The following is a 16,067-nucleotide window of genomic DNA, read 5'->3' as shown; positions in this document are numbered from 1 at the left end:
GTCAGCCGGCGGCGACCGGTGAGTTCACCGGCGCGAGGTGGCCGAAGGTGCCCAGCCACACGTCACGATCGGGCGCCAGCGACGCGACGATCAGCTCGTCTGCGTCGGCGTGCCCGGCGAACCACGAGAGGTAGTCGCGCACCTCGCCCGGCGTCCCGACACCCGAGTACGTCAGCATCTCGTCGATCTGGCGTCCCTGCGGCATCGAGAGGATGGCGTCGGCTTCCTCGTCGGTGAAGGTCCGGCCGCGGCCGTAGAGCAGCGACACGCGTTGACGTTTCGCGATCTGCAGCTGCGCCTGCGCACGGTCGGCGTCCTCGTCGGCGATCGCTCCGACACCCGCGATGACGTAGGGCTCGGCGAGGACCTCCGACGGCCGGAACTCGCGGCGGTACAACGCCACGGCCTCGGTGAGCGCCTGCGGCGCGAAGTGGGAGGCGAAGGCGTACGGAAGTCCGAGGGCCGCGGCGAGCTGCGCGCCGAACAGCGACGAGCCGAGGATGTAGAGCGGCACGTGGGTGCCCGCGCCCGGGGTCGCGCGAACGCCTTCGATACGCGACTCGTCGCCGAGGAAGGCCTGCAGCTCCAGGACGTCGTGCGGGAACCGCTCCGCGGAGGCGTGGGTGCGGCGCAGGGCCGCGAAGGTCTGCTGATCGCTGCCGGGCGCGCGCCCGAGCCCGAGGTCGATGCGCCCGGGATGGAGTTCGGCGAGGGTGCCGAACTGCTCGGCGATGGTCAGCGGGGAATGGTTCGGCAGCATCACGCCGCCGGCGCCGAGACGGATGGTCGAGGTGTGCGCGGCGATGTGTGCGATGAGCACCGCCGGCGCCGACGACGCGATGGCCGACATGTTGTGGTGCTCGGCGTACCAGATCCGGCGGTAGCCCCACTTCTCCGCGTTCTGTGCGAGATCGACACTGGCGGACAGGCTTTGCGCGGCAGTCTCGTCACGACCGATCTGCGCGAGATCCAGGATCGACAAGGGGAGGTTCGAAGGGGTCACGACGATGTTCAATGCGGCCGACGCCCCGGACTATTCCCGCCGTCCGGTCTGCCGTGAGTCGAACGGGTCGACCATTCCCTCGTGGTGCAGGATGGGGGAGTGACCGAATCCGATCCCGACCTCTTGATCGATTTTCGCGACGTCGCCGTCGTTCGAGGCGGCAAGACTCTCGTCGGCCCGCTGTCGTGGCAGGTGGAACTGGACGAACGCTGGGTGATCATCGGACCCAACGGCGCGGGCAAGACGACACTGATCCGACTGGCCGGGGCGGAGATCCACCCGACGTCGGGCACCGCCTTCGTGCTCAACGAGAAGCTCGGCCGGGTCGAGATCCGCGAGCTGTCGACCCGGATCGGGGTCTCGAGCCCGTCGCTGGTCGATCGAGTGCCGCCGGAGGAGATCGTCAGCGACGTCGTCATCTCGGCGGGATATGCGGTCCTGGGGCGGTGGCGCGAGAGCTACGACGCCATGGACCGTGCGCAGGCCGTCGAATCGCTGGAATCGATGGGCGCCGAGCACCTCGCGGACCGTCGCTTCGGCACGCTGTCCGAGGGCGAGCGCAAGCGTGTCGTGATCTCGCGCGCGCTGATGACCGACCCCGAACTGCTCTTGCTCGACGAACCGGCCGCCGGGCTCGACCTGGGTGGCCGCGAAGAACTCGTCGATCGTCTCGCGCGTCTGGCCGCCGACCCCGACGCCCCGGCCATCGTGCTGATCACCCACCACGTCGAGGAGATCCCCGAAGGTTTCACACATGCGATGATCCTGTCCGAGGGTGGCGTGGTGGCCCAGGGGCTGCTCGAGGAGGTACTCACGAGTGAGAACCTCACCGCCGCCTTCCGCCAGCAGATCGTTCTGGACAAAGTCGACGGCCGGTACTTCGCGCGGCGCCGGCGCCGTGCGGGTGGCCACCGTCGAGCAGCAGGAGGTAACTGAATGACGTCGACACAGCAGCAGGGCCCGGACATCGTGTCCGCACCGTTGCGGGATGCCGCGACCGTCGTGCTCGTCCGCGACGCTGCCGACGGCATCGAGGTCTTCCTGCAACGCCGCGTCAAGCAGATGGCCTTCGCGGGGGGAATGACGGTGTTCCCGGGCGGCGGCGTCGACAAGCGGGACGCCGACGCCGACCTGGCGTGGACGGGTCCCGAGGCCACCTGGTGGGCCGGGCAATTCGGCAGCGACGCCGAGATCGCCCAGGCCCTGGTGTGCGCGGCCGTCCGCGAGACGTTCGAAGAGTGCGGCGTCCTGCTCGCGACCGATGCCGACGGCGCCTTCGCCGACCCGGAGGGACTGGCCGAGGATCGGCAACGCCTCGTCGAGAAGTCGTTGTCGTTCGCGCAGTTCCTCACCGCGCGCGGACTGACGCTGCGTGCCGATCTGCTGCGTCCGCTCGCGCACTGGATCACCCCGGTGAACGAGAAGCGACGCTACGACACCCGGTTCTTCCTGGCCGCGATGCCCGACGGACAGCACGCCGACGCCGAGACCACCGAAGCCGAGGTCGCCCGGTGGGTGAACGCCCGGGTCGCGATCGATTCCTGGGCCGCGGGCCAGCACTTCCTCATGCCGCCCACGTGGTCGCAGCTCAACTACGTCTCGCAGTTCTCGACCATCGACGAACTGCTCGACGCCGAGCGTGTCATCGAACCGATCCTGCCGAACGTGACACCCGGCGCCGGGCTGGCCGGCCTCGGTTTCCCCGGCTCCGACGAGTACTTCCGGACTCTCGGCGATCAGCAGCCGCCCGAGATCACGCTCTGACCGGACGCGCTGTCAGGTTGAGGGCGCCAGTGCCCCGGCGGCGTTCGTCCGTCCGCCGAACAGCATGACGATGTCGCGGATCGGCGCCTCGACGACCGCGCCCGTCCCGGCCGCGAAGTCGCTGTCGGTGGCCACGTAGCGTCGTCCCTCGTTTCGGCGACGTGCGTGGAACGGGAAACCCGTCGACCACAGGTAGTCTGCGCACGCCGTCGCGGCGTCGGTCGGCATCGGCCGGTCGAGTCCGAGCGGGACCGCGATGTCCTGCCCGTGCAGGAGCGAATCCAGCAGCGGCGCCATGGGAGTCGTCCCGATCGGATGCCGACGCGAACCGACCATGGCGCGCAACTTCGAGGCGGCCTGATCCGCCGTGGTGTCGTCGCGCAGCGCGAGTTCGCGGATCATCGTGTTGAACCGGAATCCGTATCGGCACGCGGCGATCATCGCTCGTGCCGGTGAGGTGTGGGAGTGGGTGAGGTGGACCGCGACGTCGCGCACCGTCCACGCGTCGCACAGCGACGGGGTGGCGAGTTGCTCGGGCGTGAGGGTCTCGATCAGTCCGGCGAGTTCGAGTCGTTGCTCGTCGATGCGTTGCCAGATGAGGTCGGTGTCCATCGGTCGCTCCCGCCGCACAGATAGTCAGGTTCCCTGACTGATATTAGTCAGGGTTTCGTACTAAAGTCAACGTCGTGTCCGACCCGCAGATCGCCGTCCTGATGTTCATCGCCCATCGCGCGACCGAGCGCCGGGTGTTGGCACGGATCGCCGAGGAAGGGGCCGACGACATCACTCCGGCGCAGTCCCGGGTGCTACAGCGGCTGGCACCCGAACCCATGCGGCTGACCGATCTCGCCGAGCAGGCGGGTGTCACCAAGCAGACCGCGGGCGGCATCGTCGACCAGCTCGAGGCGGCTGGCTACCTGACCCGGGTGCCGGACCCGTCCGACCGTCGCGCCCGGCTGGTGACGCTGAGTGAGCGGGGCGTTCACCTGTGCGAGGTCGCCGCGCGTGAGGTCGAGGCGCAGCAGCAGGAGTGGCGCGAGCATCTCGGCGACGCTCAGTTCGCCGCCCTGGAAGAGGCATTGCGGTCGTTACGCGACGTCACCGATCCATATCGATGATCTCGGCGTCCTCGTCGGTGCCGATGTCGTCGCGGTCGGCCCAGTCGATGAGGGTGTCGAGTCGGTGCGCGACGTCGTCGATCTCCGCGTGCAGGTCTCCGAGTTCGGCGAACCGGGCCGGCACGGTGGCGATGGTGAAATCGTCGGGTTCGATGTCGTCGATCTCGGCCCAGGTGATCGGCGTCGACACGGTGGCCCGCTCGTTGCCACGCACCGAGTAGGCCGAGGCCATGGTGTGGTCGCGGGTGTTCTGGTTGTAGTCGACGAAGACCGCCGCCGGGTCGCGGTCCTTGCGCCACCAGGTCGTCGTCACGTCGTCGGGCGCCCGACGTTCGACCTCCCGGGCGAACGCGAGAGCCGCACGCCGGACCTGCGGGAAGCCCCACTCCGGCGCGATGCGGACGTAGATGTGCAGCCCGCGACCGCCCGAGGTCTTGGGGAACCCGCGCATACCCAGTTCGTCGAGCACTTCTTCGACGACGTGCGCCACGCGCCGGATCCGGGGGAACGTGCAGTCGGGCATCGGGTCGAGGTCGATACGCCACTCGTCGGGCGACTCGGGGTCGTCGCGTCGTGAGTTCCAGGGGTGGAACTCGACGGTCGACATCTGCACCGCCCAGATCACCGATGCCAGTTCGGTGACGCACAGTTCGTCGGCGGTGCGGCCGTACCGCGGGAAGTAGATCTCGGTGGTCTCCAGCCAGTCCGGCGCACCGGCGGGGATGCGCTTCTGGTGGACCTTGTTGCCGCTGACGCCCTTGGGGAACCGGTGCAGCATGCACGGACGGTCGCGCAGCGCACGGACGATCCCGTCGCCGACGGACAGGTAGTACTCGGCGAGATCGCGCTTGGTCTCACCGCGCTCGGGAAAGTAGACGCGGTCGGGACTCGACAGCCGGACGGTGCGGTCGCCGACCTCGAGCTCGATGGGATCACCTGCGGAACCCGACGTTTTCGCCATGACCGCCACTGTATGGCTCCGATGCCGGTGGGCGGCGGACTCCGGGCCGCGTCGTGCGTGCCGGGTCGTCGGCCTGGGTCGTCGGGCTGGGGCATCGATCGGACTTACCTACCGGTAGCCTTCGACCATGCCTGAGTTCGTGACCCTCGAGTGCTCCGACGCTCATCCGGGGGTCGGCACCATCCTGCTGCACCGGCCGCCGATGAACGCGTTGAGCCGGCAGGTGCAGGCCGAACTGGCCGCCGCGGCCGAGGAGGCCACGGTCCGCGCCGACATCAAGGCCGTCGTCGTCTACGGCGGCCCGAAGATCCTGGCGGCCGGCGCGGACGTCAAGGAGATGCGGGACGTCGGCTACGCCGAGATGAGCCGGGTGGCGGGTCGCCTGCAGAGCGATCTCGGCGCGATCGCCGCCATCCCGAAGCCGACCGTCGCGGCCATCACCGGGTACGCGCTCGGCGGTGGCCTCGAAGTCGCGTTGGGTGCCGACCGACGGATCGCGGGCGACAACGCGAAGCTCGGGCTGCCCGAGGTCCTGCTCGGTCTCATCCCCGGCGGCGGCGGCACGCAGCGGCTGGCACGTCTCATCGGGCCGTCGAAGGCCAAGGATCTGATGTTCACCGGCCGCTTCGTCGACGCCGCGGAGGCACTGGCGATCGGACTCGTCGACGAGGTCGTCGCGCCGGACGAGGTCTACAACGCCGCGCTCGCCTGGGCCGGACAGTTCGACGGCGCCGCCTCGGTGGCGCTCGCCGCGATCAAGAAGGCCGTCGATCAGGGGCTCGGCGTCGACCTCGACACCGGGCTCAAGATCGAAGAGCAGTTGTTCGCCCCGCTATTCGCGACCGAGGACCGCGCCATCGGTCTGACTTCGTTCCTCGAGAACGGCCCCGGGAAGGCGGAATTCGTCGGCCGCTGAGCCGTCGTCGCCGCGTACCCCTCGACCACAGCACCCCATCACCACGCACACAGGAAGCGATCATGACCACCGACGCCACACCGGGCACCGATCCCGCTCCCAATCCGCACGCCACCGAGGAACAGGTCAAGGCGGCCCTCACCGACACCAAACTCGCCCAGGTGCTCTACCACGACTGGGAGGCCGAGACCTACGACGAGAAGTGGTCGATCAGCTTCGACGAACGCTGCATCGACTACGCGCGTGGCCGTTTCGACGCCGTGGCCACCGAGGAGCCCCTGCCGTACGGCCGCGCGATGGAACTCGGTTGTGGCACCGGCTTCTTCCTGCTGAACCTGATGCAGTCGGGTGTCGCGTCGAAGGGGTCGGTCACCGACCTCTCGCCGGGGATGGTCAAGGTCGCCCTTCGCAATGCGGAGAACCTCGGTCTCGATGTCGACGGCCGGGTCGCCGACGCGGAGAAGATCCCGTACGACGACGACACCTTCGACCTCGTCGTCGGACATGCTGTGCTGCACCACATTCCCGATGTCGAGCAGGCGCTGCGCGAGGTGCTGCGGGTCCTCAAGCCCGGCGGGCGGTTCATCTTCGCGGGTGAGCCGTCGACGATCGGTGACTTCTACGCGCGCTGGATGAGTCGGGCGACGTGGTTCGCCACGACGAACGTCACGAAGCTCGGTCCGCTGCAGGGGTGGCGGCGCCCGCAGGAGGAACTCGACGAGTCCTCGCGTGCGGCCGCGCTCGAGGCCGTCGTCGACATCCACACCTTCGATCCCGACGAGCTCGCCGGCATCGCCCGCGCCGCCGGCGCGCAGAAGGTGGCCACCGCCACCGAGGAACTGGCCGCCGCGATGCTCGGCTGGCCGGTCCGCTCCTTCGAGGCCGCTGTGCCGCCGGAGAAGCTCGGCTGGGGCTGGGCCCGCTTTGCCTTCGGTGGCTGGAAGCGGCTGACCTGGCTCGACGAGAACGTGCTGCGCAAGGTCGTACCCCCGAAGTTCTTCTACAACGTCGTGGTGACGGGGACGAAGCCGCAGTAGGCGGTTCCGTCGTCAGGCCATGGGCTACTCCTTCGATCTCGACGATGTCGCGTTCCTGCGGTCGCGGCACGGCGAGAAGGCGCTCGACACGGTGGCCGGCCTCGAGCTCACCCCGTCGACGATGCTGGCCGACATCACCGAGGTACGCAGCCGATACGCGCCCCACGACGCCGCGCTGATCGAGACGGTGCAGTGTCGTAGGCGCGCCCGCTCGAAGCTGCGCGATGCCGAGGGTCTCCTGTTCACCGATGACGCCCTGCAGCAGGCGACCGCGTCGGTGGTCGCCGCGCACCGTGCGGCCGAAATCGCGGCGCGGTTCCCGGAATCGGTGGTGCACGACCTGACCTGTTCGATCGGGGCGGAGTTGCGAGAGCTGGTGCGCGCCAACGGTATCTCGGGTGTCATCGGCAGCGACATCGACCGGGTCCGGCTCGCGATGGCGCGTTCCAACGTGCCGGAGGCGACGCTGCTGGTCGCGGACGCGCTCACCCCGACCTCGACCGCGGACGTGCTCCTCGCCGATCCCGCGCGGCGATCGGACGCGGGCCGCATCTTCCGACTCGATCAGCTGACCCCACCGCTCTTCGAGCTGTTGACCACCTACCCCGGCCGCGCGCTCATCGTGAAATGCGCTCCCGGACTGGATCATCAGATGCTGCGAAACCGCTATGGCTTCGACGGCGAGGTCCAGGTCACCTCACTCGACGGCGGCGTGCGCGAGGCGTGCCTGTGGACGGGCCCGGGTGTGGAGCCCGGCCGTCGGGCCACCGTGCTCCGCACCCGCGCCGACGGAACAGTCGCCGAGGTCGAGGTCACCGACCGCGAAGACGACGAGGTGCCGGCCGGTGAGGCGGGGGAGTGGATCGTCGACCCGGACGGGGCGATCGTGCGCGCCGGGCTGGTCAAGCACTACGCGCACCGGTCCGGGCTCTGGCAACTCGATCCGCAGATCGCCTATCTCACGGGTGATTCCGTCCCCGACGGCGCCCGCGGATTCCGGGTGATCGAGCAGACGGGCGTGACCGAGAAGGCGCTCCGGAAGGCGCTCGCGGCGCTCGACTGCGGCCCCCTCGAGATCCTCGTCCGCGGACTCGACGTCGACCCCGACCGATTGCGGAAGAAGCTCAAGCTCAGAGGCTCCCGGCCGTTGTCGGTGGTGCTGACCCGGATCGGGCGCAAGGGTGTCGCGTTCATCTGTGAGCCGGGTGTCCGGTTCTGAAACGAACCCGACCACGCAGAGTGCGGGATCTGTATCGGTTTCCGGTACGAATCCCGCACTCTACGAACACCTACTCGAGATCGGCCTTGCTGTCGAAGAAGTACACCTCGCCGAGATTGGTCGCGGTCGCGATCTGTCCGGAGTAGGACACCGAGACGCCGGTCGCGAAACCGCGCGAATTCGGCAGCGGCAGAGTCCGTTTCGTCGCGCCGTCGGTCGTGGACACCTCGACCAGGGACAGGGAGTCCTTGCCGGGATCGCGGGCGACCGTCCACGCGGTCTGCTGCTGGGTCAAGGCGGACAGGCTCACCGTCGCCAGATCGGTGCGCTGCCAGACCTGTTCGGCACCATCGCCCCGATCACGCAGCAGGGTCAGCGGGGCGCCGAGCGAACCGGTCGGGATGATCAGGCCGTCCGGGGAGACGGTCATCGTCGCGAATCCGTGGCCGCCGATGTCGTAGGTCCACCGCGTCGATCCGTCCTCGGCGTTCAGGGCGACGATCTTGCCGTCGCGCGAGAACGCATAGAGGGTCGCGCCGTCGGCCGAGAGCGTCGGGGTCCCGATGACGCCGCTGGGGACGTCGGCCTGCCACGCGGTCCGGACTTCGCGGTTCCCGGCAACGGCGCCGTACTTCATCGCGCGGATCTGCGACGTCGCTGCGCCTTGGGGAAAGAAGTTGAGGAAGAAGCGTTCTCGTTCGGTGTCGACGGCAGCGGGGGCGGGGATCGCGCACTGCGGCCCGTTGCTCACGCAGTCGCCGAAGCCGCGGAGCGGCTGCGCGGGATCGGCGTCGTCGCGCAGTCTCACCTCAGGCGCGAGGAGTTCGTTGCGCTGGGTGTCGATCAGCAGGATCTGACCCTGTGTGGTGGCGACCAGCACCTCGTTCGGGGCCGCGAACTTCGCCGACAGCGGTACGCCGATCACGCCGGCCCGCCAGCGGATGGCGCCGCCGGCATTGAAGGCGAGAAAGGTCGTCTCCTCGCCGAGATAGGGCTGGTCGTACTGATCGACGAGCATCGCGTTGATCTCGACACCGGCCCGCATGTCCTTGCAGAAGTTCTTGCGTCCGGAGCGGCTGTCGAGCACGAGCACGTTGCAGCCCTGCGCCGCATTCGACGTCACGCCCACGTTCCCCTTGCCGGAGATCGTCACCGGTGCGGTGACCGGGCCGCCGGTCGGGCGTGTCCAGCTCAGCGTCAGGTCTTCCGGCACATCGGCATACGCGAAGTTGGCGTTGCCCGGGACACCTCCGTAGCTGGGCCAGCCGACGCTCGGCACGGAGCGGACGTCGATGTGGCCGTCCGAGCAGGCGGCGAGCGCCATCGAGCACACGGCCGTCAGCGCGACGAGCAGGCGGGTCAGCGCGGATCGGCGGCGTCGAGACACCTGCGGTCGTGCCAAAGCCATCCTGCTCCTCGTCGTCGTGCCCTGTTCAGCGTCGGGTCCAGGCGCCGGGCATGCCATCGAACGGCACTCCGCGCCAGCAGTGAGCCTATCGTGCGCGAAAATCGCGTCGATTAGGGTTTCTGGTCATGACCACCATGTGGAATGCGTCGTACCGGTCCCGCCGGCGCGCAGGCCGACGCCGCGACCCCGACCAGGCGCGTTTTCTCACGCTGGACTCGCTGCGCTGGATCAGACGCAACCGGGCGTACACACCGTGGTACCTCGTGCGCTACTACCGCCTGGCGCGGTTCCGCCTCGCCAATCCGCACATCGTGCTGCGGGGCATGGTGTTCCTCGGGCGCAACGTCGAGATCCACGCGACGCCGGAACTCGCGCGCATGGAGATCGGTCGCTGGGTCCACATCGGCGACGGCAACTCCATCCGCTGCCACGAGGGCAGCCTCCGCATCGGCGACAAGACCGTCTTCGGCTGCAACAACGTGGTGAACTCCTACCTCGACCTCGAGATCGGCGGTTCCACCCTCATCGCCGACTGGTGCTACATCTGCGACTTCGACCACAAGATGGACGACATCACGCTGCCGATCAAAGACCAGGGCATCGTGAAGGGCCCGGTGCGCATCGGGCCGGACACGTGGGTCGCAGCCAAGGTGTCGGTGCTGCGCAACACGATCGTCGGGCGAGGATGCGTGCTGGGCTCGCACGCGGTGGTCAAGGGCGTCATCCCCGACTACGCCATTGCGGTCGGCGCACCCGCCCGGGTGGTCAAGAACCGGATGGACGACTGGGCGTCGAACGCCGCCGAACGCGCCGAACTCGAACGCGCCCTCGCCGACATCGAACGGAAGAAGGCCGCGGCCGAGCGGGACCCTTCGTGACGCCCTCCGCAGGCTCCGGGCTCCTCAGGGAGCAGGGGGCTATGGCTGGCCCGGGTCCCGTTCGGGCAGCGGACGTTCCGGGATGTCGGGCCGTCCGATCGCGTGCCGGACTCGACGCTTCGCGGCGAGGTGCACGCTCGCGGTGCGCTCGGCGACCTCGGCCCAGGAGAACTCCGCGGTGAGTCGTGCCCGCGCCCGCAGTGCTCGTTGCGCGGCCGCGCCCGGATCGGACAGCGTGGCCCGGACCGCCGCGGCCAGACCGGCGACATCCGCGGGCTCGAACGTCAGCCCGGTGTCCGGCTCGCGAACCGCCTCACCCAGACCCCCGGCCGTGGACACGATCAAGGGCACGCCGGTTGCCGCCGCCTCCAGCGCCACGATCCCGAACGGCTCGTAGCGACTCGGCAGCACGATGGCGTCGCAGCGGTGCATCAGCGTCACCAACTCGGTGTGGTCGACCGGGCCGACGAACCGCACCGCCTTGCCGACCCGATGCTTGCGCGCCTGCTCCATCAGCCAGTCCCGCTGGGTGCCGTCACCGGCGATCGTCAGCGTCGTACCCGGATGGCTGCGCCGGATCCGGGGGAGCGCCGCGAGCAGATCCTGCACGCCCTTCTCGTACTCGAGCCGCCCCGCGAACAGCAGCTCGGCCGGACCGCTCGTCCGAGCGCGTTCGGCGAACGGCCACGTACGGATGTCGATGCCGTTGTGGATCACCGTGATGTCGGTGGCGTCGTAGCCGAACAGTCGGTTCACCTCGTCGCGCATCGACGCCGAACACGTGATGAGAGCGTCGGATTCGGACACCAGCCACCACTCGACCGAATGCACCTGCCGGTTCGTCCGACCGCTCACCCAGCCGCTGTGCCGCCCGGCCTCCGTCGCGTGGATCGTGGATACCAGTGGCACATCGAAGAACTCGGCCAGCGCGATGGCCGGGTGGGCGACCAGCCAATCATGCGCGTGCACGACCTCCGGCACCCATCGCGACCCGATCGCTCCGCTCCCGGCGCCGCCGTGCAGAATCCGAAGTCCCGCCCGCACGAACGAATGCCCCATGGCCAGCGTCCAGGCCATCATGTCCTGCCCGAACTCGAACTCCGGCGGGTCCTCGGCGACGGCCAGAACCCGGACACCTTCGACGACGGTGTCCGTCGTCGGATGAGTCACCGCGTCGGTCCCCGACGGACGCCGGGTCAGCACGACCACGTCGTGCCCGGCGGCGGCCATCTCGGTGGCGAGGTGATGGACATGCCGGCCGAGTCCGCCCACCACCACCGGCGGGTACTCCCACGACACGAACAACACCTTCATCGGATTCCCCCCTCGACACCGACCCGGTCGGCGGTCAGAGCCGTGTGCAGCCGGCGCGCATCGAGTGCGGGAAAGAGATTGTCGGCACGCGCCCAGGCGGCGGCGAGCGTCTCGGCTGCGTCGTCGCGGCCCCGCATCGCCGCGTCGCTGATCTCGCGGGTGGCATGCGCATGCGTGTGAGCTCGCGACACAGCGTACTGCGCCGCGGTGTCCTTCGACACCATGAACGGCCAGTCCGAGGACACGGTCAGCAGCGCCTCGCGCACGATCTGATCGGCGACCCGGCTGCGTGCACTTCCTTGTTGCCGCAGCTTGGCGATCGCGTCGAGCGCCGTCTCGGTGACCTCGGCGTTCAGGTCGACCAGGTGCTGCACGGCGGGGCCGTTCCACACCCGCCAGTCCTTACCCGACCCCCACGACGACCTGGGGAGGTCGATGGGCGCGCCGACGAGCCCGGCCTGCGTTGCGCCCGCGAGTGTCCCGACGGTGACCCCGACCTCGGGCAGACGTCGCAGCACCCGTTCCAGCCAGACCGGGCCCTCATGCCACCAGTGCCCGAACAATTCGGTGTCGAACGCGGCGACCACCAGCGCGGGCCGGCCGATCCGCGCGGACTCGTCGACCAGACGCTGCCGCACATGCGCGACGAAGTCCTCGACGTGCCGGCCCAGAACCGCGTCGACGCGCGCCGGGTCGTAGGGCTTCTTGTCCTTTCCGGACACGGTCCGGCCGGTGACCCGGAATCGCTTGAGCCCGGTCTCGTGGTCATAGGTGTGGAAATCCCGATAGGCGCCATGACCCGGATAGCCCGACTTCGGCGACCAGACGCGATAGCTCACCGTCAGGTCACGTCCGTAGGCGACGACGGCGCTGTCGCCGACGGGGCGTCCCAGCGCGGTGTCGCCGTGCAAGGCGGGCCCGTCGACCATGAAGTGGCGCACGCCCGCGCGGTCGTACTCCATCTCCATCCCCGGCGCGAAGGCGCACTCGGGTGCCCAGATCCCGGTCGGCTCGACACCCCACCGCGCATGGGCGTCCGCGAGCCCCTCGGTCAGCGAGAACCGGCGCAGTCGCGGGTCGAGCAGCGGTGCGAACGGGTGGGCCAGGGGGCCGCCCAGGATCTCGACGACACCGCTCGAGGCCAGTCCGCGGATCAGTGGTGACGCGCCGTGACGCCATCGGGAGGCAAAGGTGTCCAGCGCGCGCTGGGCGTCGAGGTACTCACGGCGGCCCGCCGCGGCTCGGTCGGCGTCGCGGGACATCGCTGCCTGCGTGGCCCGGAGCTGCCAGTCGGCGAGCCACTCGTACATCGACGACGCACAGTGCGGATCGTCGAGTTGCGCGGCCAGCACCGGCGTGATCCCGAGGGAGAGCTGGTCGGTGAAACCGTCGGCGGCCAGCCGCTCGAGCATGTCGAACAGCGGCAGGTACGACGCGGCCCACGACTGATACAGCCATTCCTCGCCGACCGGCCAACGGCCGTGATTGGCCAGCCACGGCAGATGCGAGTGCAGGACCAGCGTGAACTGGCCCGGGACGGGTTCGGTGCGGGTGGTCACCCTCAGCCCCGCAACGCGACGGCGAACAGGTCGAGCGAGTCGTCGATGTCGTACACGCCGGAATCGACGACATCGAAGTCCGCGGCGACCACGCCGGCGACATCCGCGGCCAGCTCGTCCGGCCAGGGCTCGCCGGCGAGCGCACGCTCGGTCTGGGCGTCGATGAGCGAACCGCCCCATTTGGTGTCCAGGGCGCGAAGGCGCGGTCCGTGGACGACTCCCCACATCGCGTCGATCACGAAGCCGCCGTCGAGAAGCAGTTCGGTGAGTTCGGCCGCGTCGAGCTCACGGGTGTGGAACGGGTTGAGCGGTGTGTCGCGACCGGGGGAGAAGGTGATGCGGTTGGGCGTCGACATGAGCAGGACCCCGCCCGGACGCAGCACGCGGTGGCATTCGGCGACGAATCGCGGCTGATCCCAGAGGTGTTCGATGACCTGGAAGTTGACCACGATGTCGACCGAGGCGGAGGCGAGGGGGAGGTCGACGAGGTTGCCCTGGTGGACGACGAGCTGGGGATAGCGGCGTCGGGTGTGTTCGACCGCGGCGGCGTCGTAGTCGACGCAGACCACCGACGACGCCCCGGCGTCGGCGATCATCGCGGCGCCGTACCCCTCGCCGGAGCCGGCTTCGAGGACGTCGTGGCCCGCGCACCGGTCGGCGATGTGGCGGTAGGCGATCTCGTGGCGCCGGAACCAGTAGTTCTCGGCGGGAATCCCCGGGACCGTCCGCTCGCCGGTCAGCGCCAATTGCTGGTCGGTGTCGAGCGCCTCGAGACCAGTGGTTGCCGTCCCGCGCGACGATCCGAGGTCTGCGTCAGTCATCTGACAGAGAGTAGGGCATGCCCCGGGGACCGCCGGGGCCGTCGTACCGAGCGAGCGAACGGTAGCGTGCATTGTGTGAGGTAGTCGATGTTTAGTGGAAGCATAGGAGACGCTAAAGTGGTGGGGACCCATGGCCTTACCCGCCGGTAAGTTGCCGAACCCGATGCAGGAGGTCGACGTAGACCCATGACAAACATTGTCGTACTGATCAAGCAGGTTCCCGACACATGGTCCGAGCGCAAGTTGTCCGACGACGACTACACCCTGGACCGTGAGGCCGCCGACGCCGTCCTGGACGAGATCAACGAGCGCGCCGTCGAGGAAGCGCTGAAGATCAAGGAGGCCGACGGCGGTGAGGTCACCATCCTGACGGCTGGTCCCGAGCGCGCCACCGACGCCATCCGCAAGGCCCTGTCCATGGGCGCCGACAAGGCGATCCACATCAAGGACGACCTCATGCACGGCTCGGACGCGGTCCAGACCGCCTACGTGCTGGCCCGGGCGCTCGGCACGGTCGAGGGTGTCGAGCTGGTCATCGCCGGCAACGAGGCCACCGACGGTCGCGTCGGCGCCATCCCGGCCATGATCGCCGAGTACCTCGAGCTCCCGCACCTGACCCACCTGCGCAAGCTGACCCTGGAGGGCGAGACCCTCAAGGGCGAGCGGGAGACCGACGACGGCATCTTCCACGTCGAGGCCAGCCTGCCGGCCATCGTCAGCGTGAACGAGAAGATCAACGAACCGCGCTTCCCCTCCTTCAAGGGCATCATGGCCGCCAAGAAGAAGGAGGTCACCGTCCTGACCCTCGCCGAGATCGACGTCGAGGCAAGCGATGTGGGCCTGGAGAACGCCGGCTCGGTCGTGACGGCGAACACCCCGAAGCCGCCGAAGACCGCGGGCGAGCGCGTCACCGACGAAGGCGACGGCGGCACCAAGGTCGCCGAGTACCTGGTCGGCCAGAAGATCATCTGACCTTCTCCACGCAGACCACCGGCGAACCCCCAGACATTCAGGAGAAAACCACCATGGCAGAAGTACTCGTTCTCGTGGAACAGGACGCCGAAGGCGCCCTGAAGAAGGTCACCAGCGAGCTCATCACCGCCGCCCGCGCACTCGGCACCCCGTCGGCGGTCGTCGTCGGCAAGCCCGGCTCGGCCGACGGCATCCTCGACGGACTCAAGGAGGCCGGCGCGGAGAAGATCTACGTCGCCGAGTCCGACGATGCGGGTAGCTACCTCATCACCCCGCAGGTCGACGTGCTGGCCGCGATCGCCGAGACCGCCTCGCCGGCCGGCATCCTCGTCGCGGCCACCGCCGACGGCAAGGAGATCGCCGGCCGCTTGGCCGTGCGCCTCGGCTCTGGCGTCCTCGCCGACATCGTCGACGTCAAGGAAGGCGGCGTGGGCATCCACTCCATCTTCGGTGGCGCCTACACCGTCGACGCCCAGGCCAAGGGCGAGGTCCCGGTCTTCTCGATCCGCCCCGGTGGCGTCGAGGCCGCGCCGCAGGCCGGCGCCGGCGAGCGTGTCGACGTCGAGGTCCCGGCTCAGGAAGAGGGCGCGGTCAAGATCACCAAGGTCGAGCCGAACGTCGGCGGCGATCGTCCCGAACTGACCGAGGCGTCGATCGTCGTCTCGGGTGGTCGCGGTGTCGGCAGCGCCGAGAAGTTCTCCGTCGTCGAAGAACTCGCCGACGTGCTCGGTGCCGCCGTGGGCGCTTCGCGCGCGGCCGTCGACTCCGGTTACTACCCCGGTCAGTTCCAGGTCGGTCAGACCGGTAAGACCGTGTCGCCGCAGCTGTACGTCGCCCTGGGCATCTCGGGCGCCATCCAGCACCGCGCCGGCATGCAGACCTCGAAGACGATCGTGGCCGTCAACAAGGACGAAGAGGCCCCGATCTTCGAGATCGCCGACTACGGCGTTGTCGGCGACCTGTTCAACGTTGCGCCGCAGCTGACCGAAGAGGTCAAGAAGCGCAAGTGATCATGAGCTGATCAACTGCAGGACCCGGTGACCCCCGACTCCCCGTCGGGGGTCACCGTGCGTTCGGGGGTCGTTCACCCGCAGGTG

The 16,067-nt window shown here is 69.0% G+C and carries 16 protein-coding genes; 9 read left to right on the top strand and 7 right to left on the bottom strand.

The window, feature by feature from the left end; all coding sequences use genetic code 11:
* Position 1 precedes the first annotated feature (1 nt).
* Positions 2-1,003 (bottom strand): LLM class flavin-dependent oxidoreductase, encoded by a 1,002-nt coding sequence (locus GR168_RS15805; RefSeq protein WP_159371165.1) that lies wholly within the window; start codon positions 1,001-1,003, stop codon positions 2-4.
* 99 nt (positions 1,004-1,102) lie between these two features.
* Here GR168_RS15805 and GR168_RS15800 point away from each other — a divergent pair, with 99 nt between their 5' ends.
* Together GR168_RS15800 and GR168_RS15795 are read left to right on the top strand one after the other, a co-directional pair.
* The gene (locus GR168_RS15800; protein WP_058252176.1) at positions 1,103-1,939 is read left to right on the top strand and encodes an ABC transporter ATP-binding protein; all 837 of its coding nucleotides are present in this window, start codon (positions 1,103-1,105) and stop codon (positions 1,937-1,939) included.
* Positions 1,940-2,767, top strand: a complete 828-nt coding sequence (locus GR168_RS15795; RefSeq protein ID WP_137809018.1) for an NUDIX domain-containing protein — start codon at positions 1,940-1,942, stop codon at positions 2,765-2,767. It abuts the gene before it with no gap.
* A gap of 12 nt (positions 2,768-2,779) precedes the next feature.
* Here the strand turns inward: GR168_RS15795 and GR168_RS15790 are convergent, their stop codons facing one another.
* On the bottom strand, positions 2,780-3,379 hold the full coding sequence (locus GR168_RS15790; protein ID WP_159371164.1) for a maleylpyruvate isomerase family mycothiol-dependent enzyme: 600 nt from the start codon (positions 3,377-3,379) through the stop codon (positions 2,780-2,782).
* A gap of 74 nt (positions 3,380-3,453) precedes the next feature.
* Here GR168_RS15790 and GR168_RS15785 point away from each other — a divergent pair, with 74 nt between their 5' ends.
* Positions 3,454-3,885, top strand: coding sequence for a MarR family transcriptional regulator (locus GR168_RS15785; RefSeq protein WP_137809016.1), 432 nt, complete (start codon positions 3,454-3,456; stop codon positions 3,883-3,885).
* Here the strand turns inward: GR168_RS15785 and ligD are convergent.
* Positions 3,866-4,846, bottom strand: coding sequence for a non-homologous end-joining DNA ligase (gene ligD, locus GR168_RS15780; RefSeq protein WP_159371163.1), 981 nt, complete (start codon positions 4,844-4,846; stop codon positions 3,866-3,868). The two genes, GR168_RS15785 and ligD, sit on opposite strands and share 20 nt — an antisense overlap.
* 127 nt (positions 4,847-4,973) lie before the next feature.
* On the opposite strand from ligD, the gene GR168_RS15775 reads away from it, so the two are divergent.
* The 3 genes from GR168_RS15775 (at position 4,974) to GR168_RS15765 (ending at position 8,018) form a co-directional block, all read left to right on the top strand.
* The gene (locus GR168_RS15775) at positions 4,974-5,762 is read left to right on the top strand and encodes an enoyl-CoA hydratase-related protein (protein ID WP_058252172.1); all 789 of its coding nucleotides are present in this window, start codon (positions 4,974-4,976) and stop codon (positions 5,760-5,762) included.
* Positions 5,763-5,824: 62 nt separating this feature from the next.
* A complete protein-coding gene (locus GR168_RS15770) occupies positions 5,825-6,799 on the top strand; it encodes a class I SAM-dependent methyltransferase (RefSeq protein WP_159371162.1) in 975 nt (324 codons plus the stop codon).
* A 19-nt stretch (positions 6,800-6,818) separates the two neighbouring features.
* Positions 6,819-8,018, top strand: a complete 1,200-nt coding sequence (locus GR168_RS15765; RefSeq protein WP_159371161.1) for a class I SAM-dependent methyltransferase — start codon at positions 6,819-6,821, stop codon at positions 8,016-8,018.
* Positions 8,019-8,088: 70 nt separating this feature from the next.
* Here the strand turns inward: GR168_RS15765 and GR168_RS15760 are convergent, their stop codons facing one another.
* On the bottom strand, positions 8,089-9,426 hold the full coding sequence (locus tag GR168_RS15760) for a PQQ-binding-like beta-propeller repeat protein (protein WP_159371160.1): 1,338 nt from the start codon (positions 9,424-9,426) through the stop codon (positions 8,089-8,091).
* A 125-nt stretch (positions 9,427-9,551) separates the two neighbouring features.
* On the opposite strand from GR168_RS15760, the gene GR168_RS15755 reads away from it, so the two are divergent.
* Positions 9,552-10,304 carry an acyltransferase gene (locus GR168_RS15755; protein WP_065632672.1) on the top strand — a complete coding sequence of 251 codons (753 nt, stop codon included), beginning with the start codon at positions 9,552-9,554 and terminating at the stop codon, positions 10,302-10,304.
* 39 nt (positions 10,305-10,343) lie between these two features.
* Here GR168_RS15755 and GR168_RS15750 read toward each other — a convergent pair whose 3' ends face one another.
* From GR168_RS15750 to GR168_RS15740, 3 genes are read right to left on the bottom strand one after another with little or no spacing between them, the layout of a single operon-like run.
* Positions 10,344-11,618, bottom strand: coding sequence for a glycosyltransferase family 4 protein (locus GR168_RS15750; RefSeq protein WP_159371159.1), 1,275 nt, complete (start codon positions 11,616-11,618; stop codon positions 10,344-10,346).
* A complete protein-coding gene (locus GR168_RS15745; RefSeq protein ID WP_159371158.1) occupies positions 11,615-13,177 on the bottom strand; it encodes a glycoside hydrolase family 57 protein in 1,563 nt (520 codons plus the stop codon). The genes GR168_RS15750 and GR168_RS15745 overlap by 4 nt, the downstream gene beginning before the upstream one ends.
* A gap of 2 nt (positions 13,178-13,179) precedes the next feature.
* Positions 13,180-13,998, bottom strand: coding sequence for a class I SAM-dependent methyltransferase (locus GR168_RS15740; RefSeq protein WP_159371157.1), 819 nt, complete (start codon positions 13,996-13,998; stop codon positions 13,180-13,182).
* Between the two features lie 186 nt (positions 13,999-14,184).
* Here GR168_RS15740 and GR168_RS15735 point away from each other — a divergent pair, with 186 nt between their 5' ends.
* On the top strand, positions 14,185-14,970 hold the full coding sequence (locus tag GR168_RS15735; protein WP_004019278.1) for an electron transfer flavoprotein subunit beta/FixA family protein: 786 nt from the start codon (positions 14,185-14,187) through the stop codon (positions 14,968-14,970).
* Positions 14,971-15,023: 53 nt separating this feature from the next.
* Complete coding sequence (locus GR168_RS15730; protein ID WP_159371156.1) at positions 15,024-15,980, top strand: electron transfer flavoprotein subunit alpha/FixB family protein; 957 nt, start codon at positions 15,024-15,026, stop codon at positions 15,978-15,980.
* Positions 15,981-16,067 lie beyond the last annotated feature (87 nt).

Source organism: Gordonia sp. JH63, from assembly GCF_009856645.1.
Classification (GTDB): domain Bacteria; phylum Actinomycetota; class Actinomycetes; order Mycobacteriales; family Mycobacteriaceae; genus Gordonia; species Gordonia hongkongensis.
Note: the sequence above shows the minus strand (reverse complement) of the source record. Positions and strands in the feature narration are given on the sequence as shown.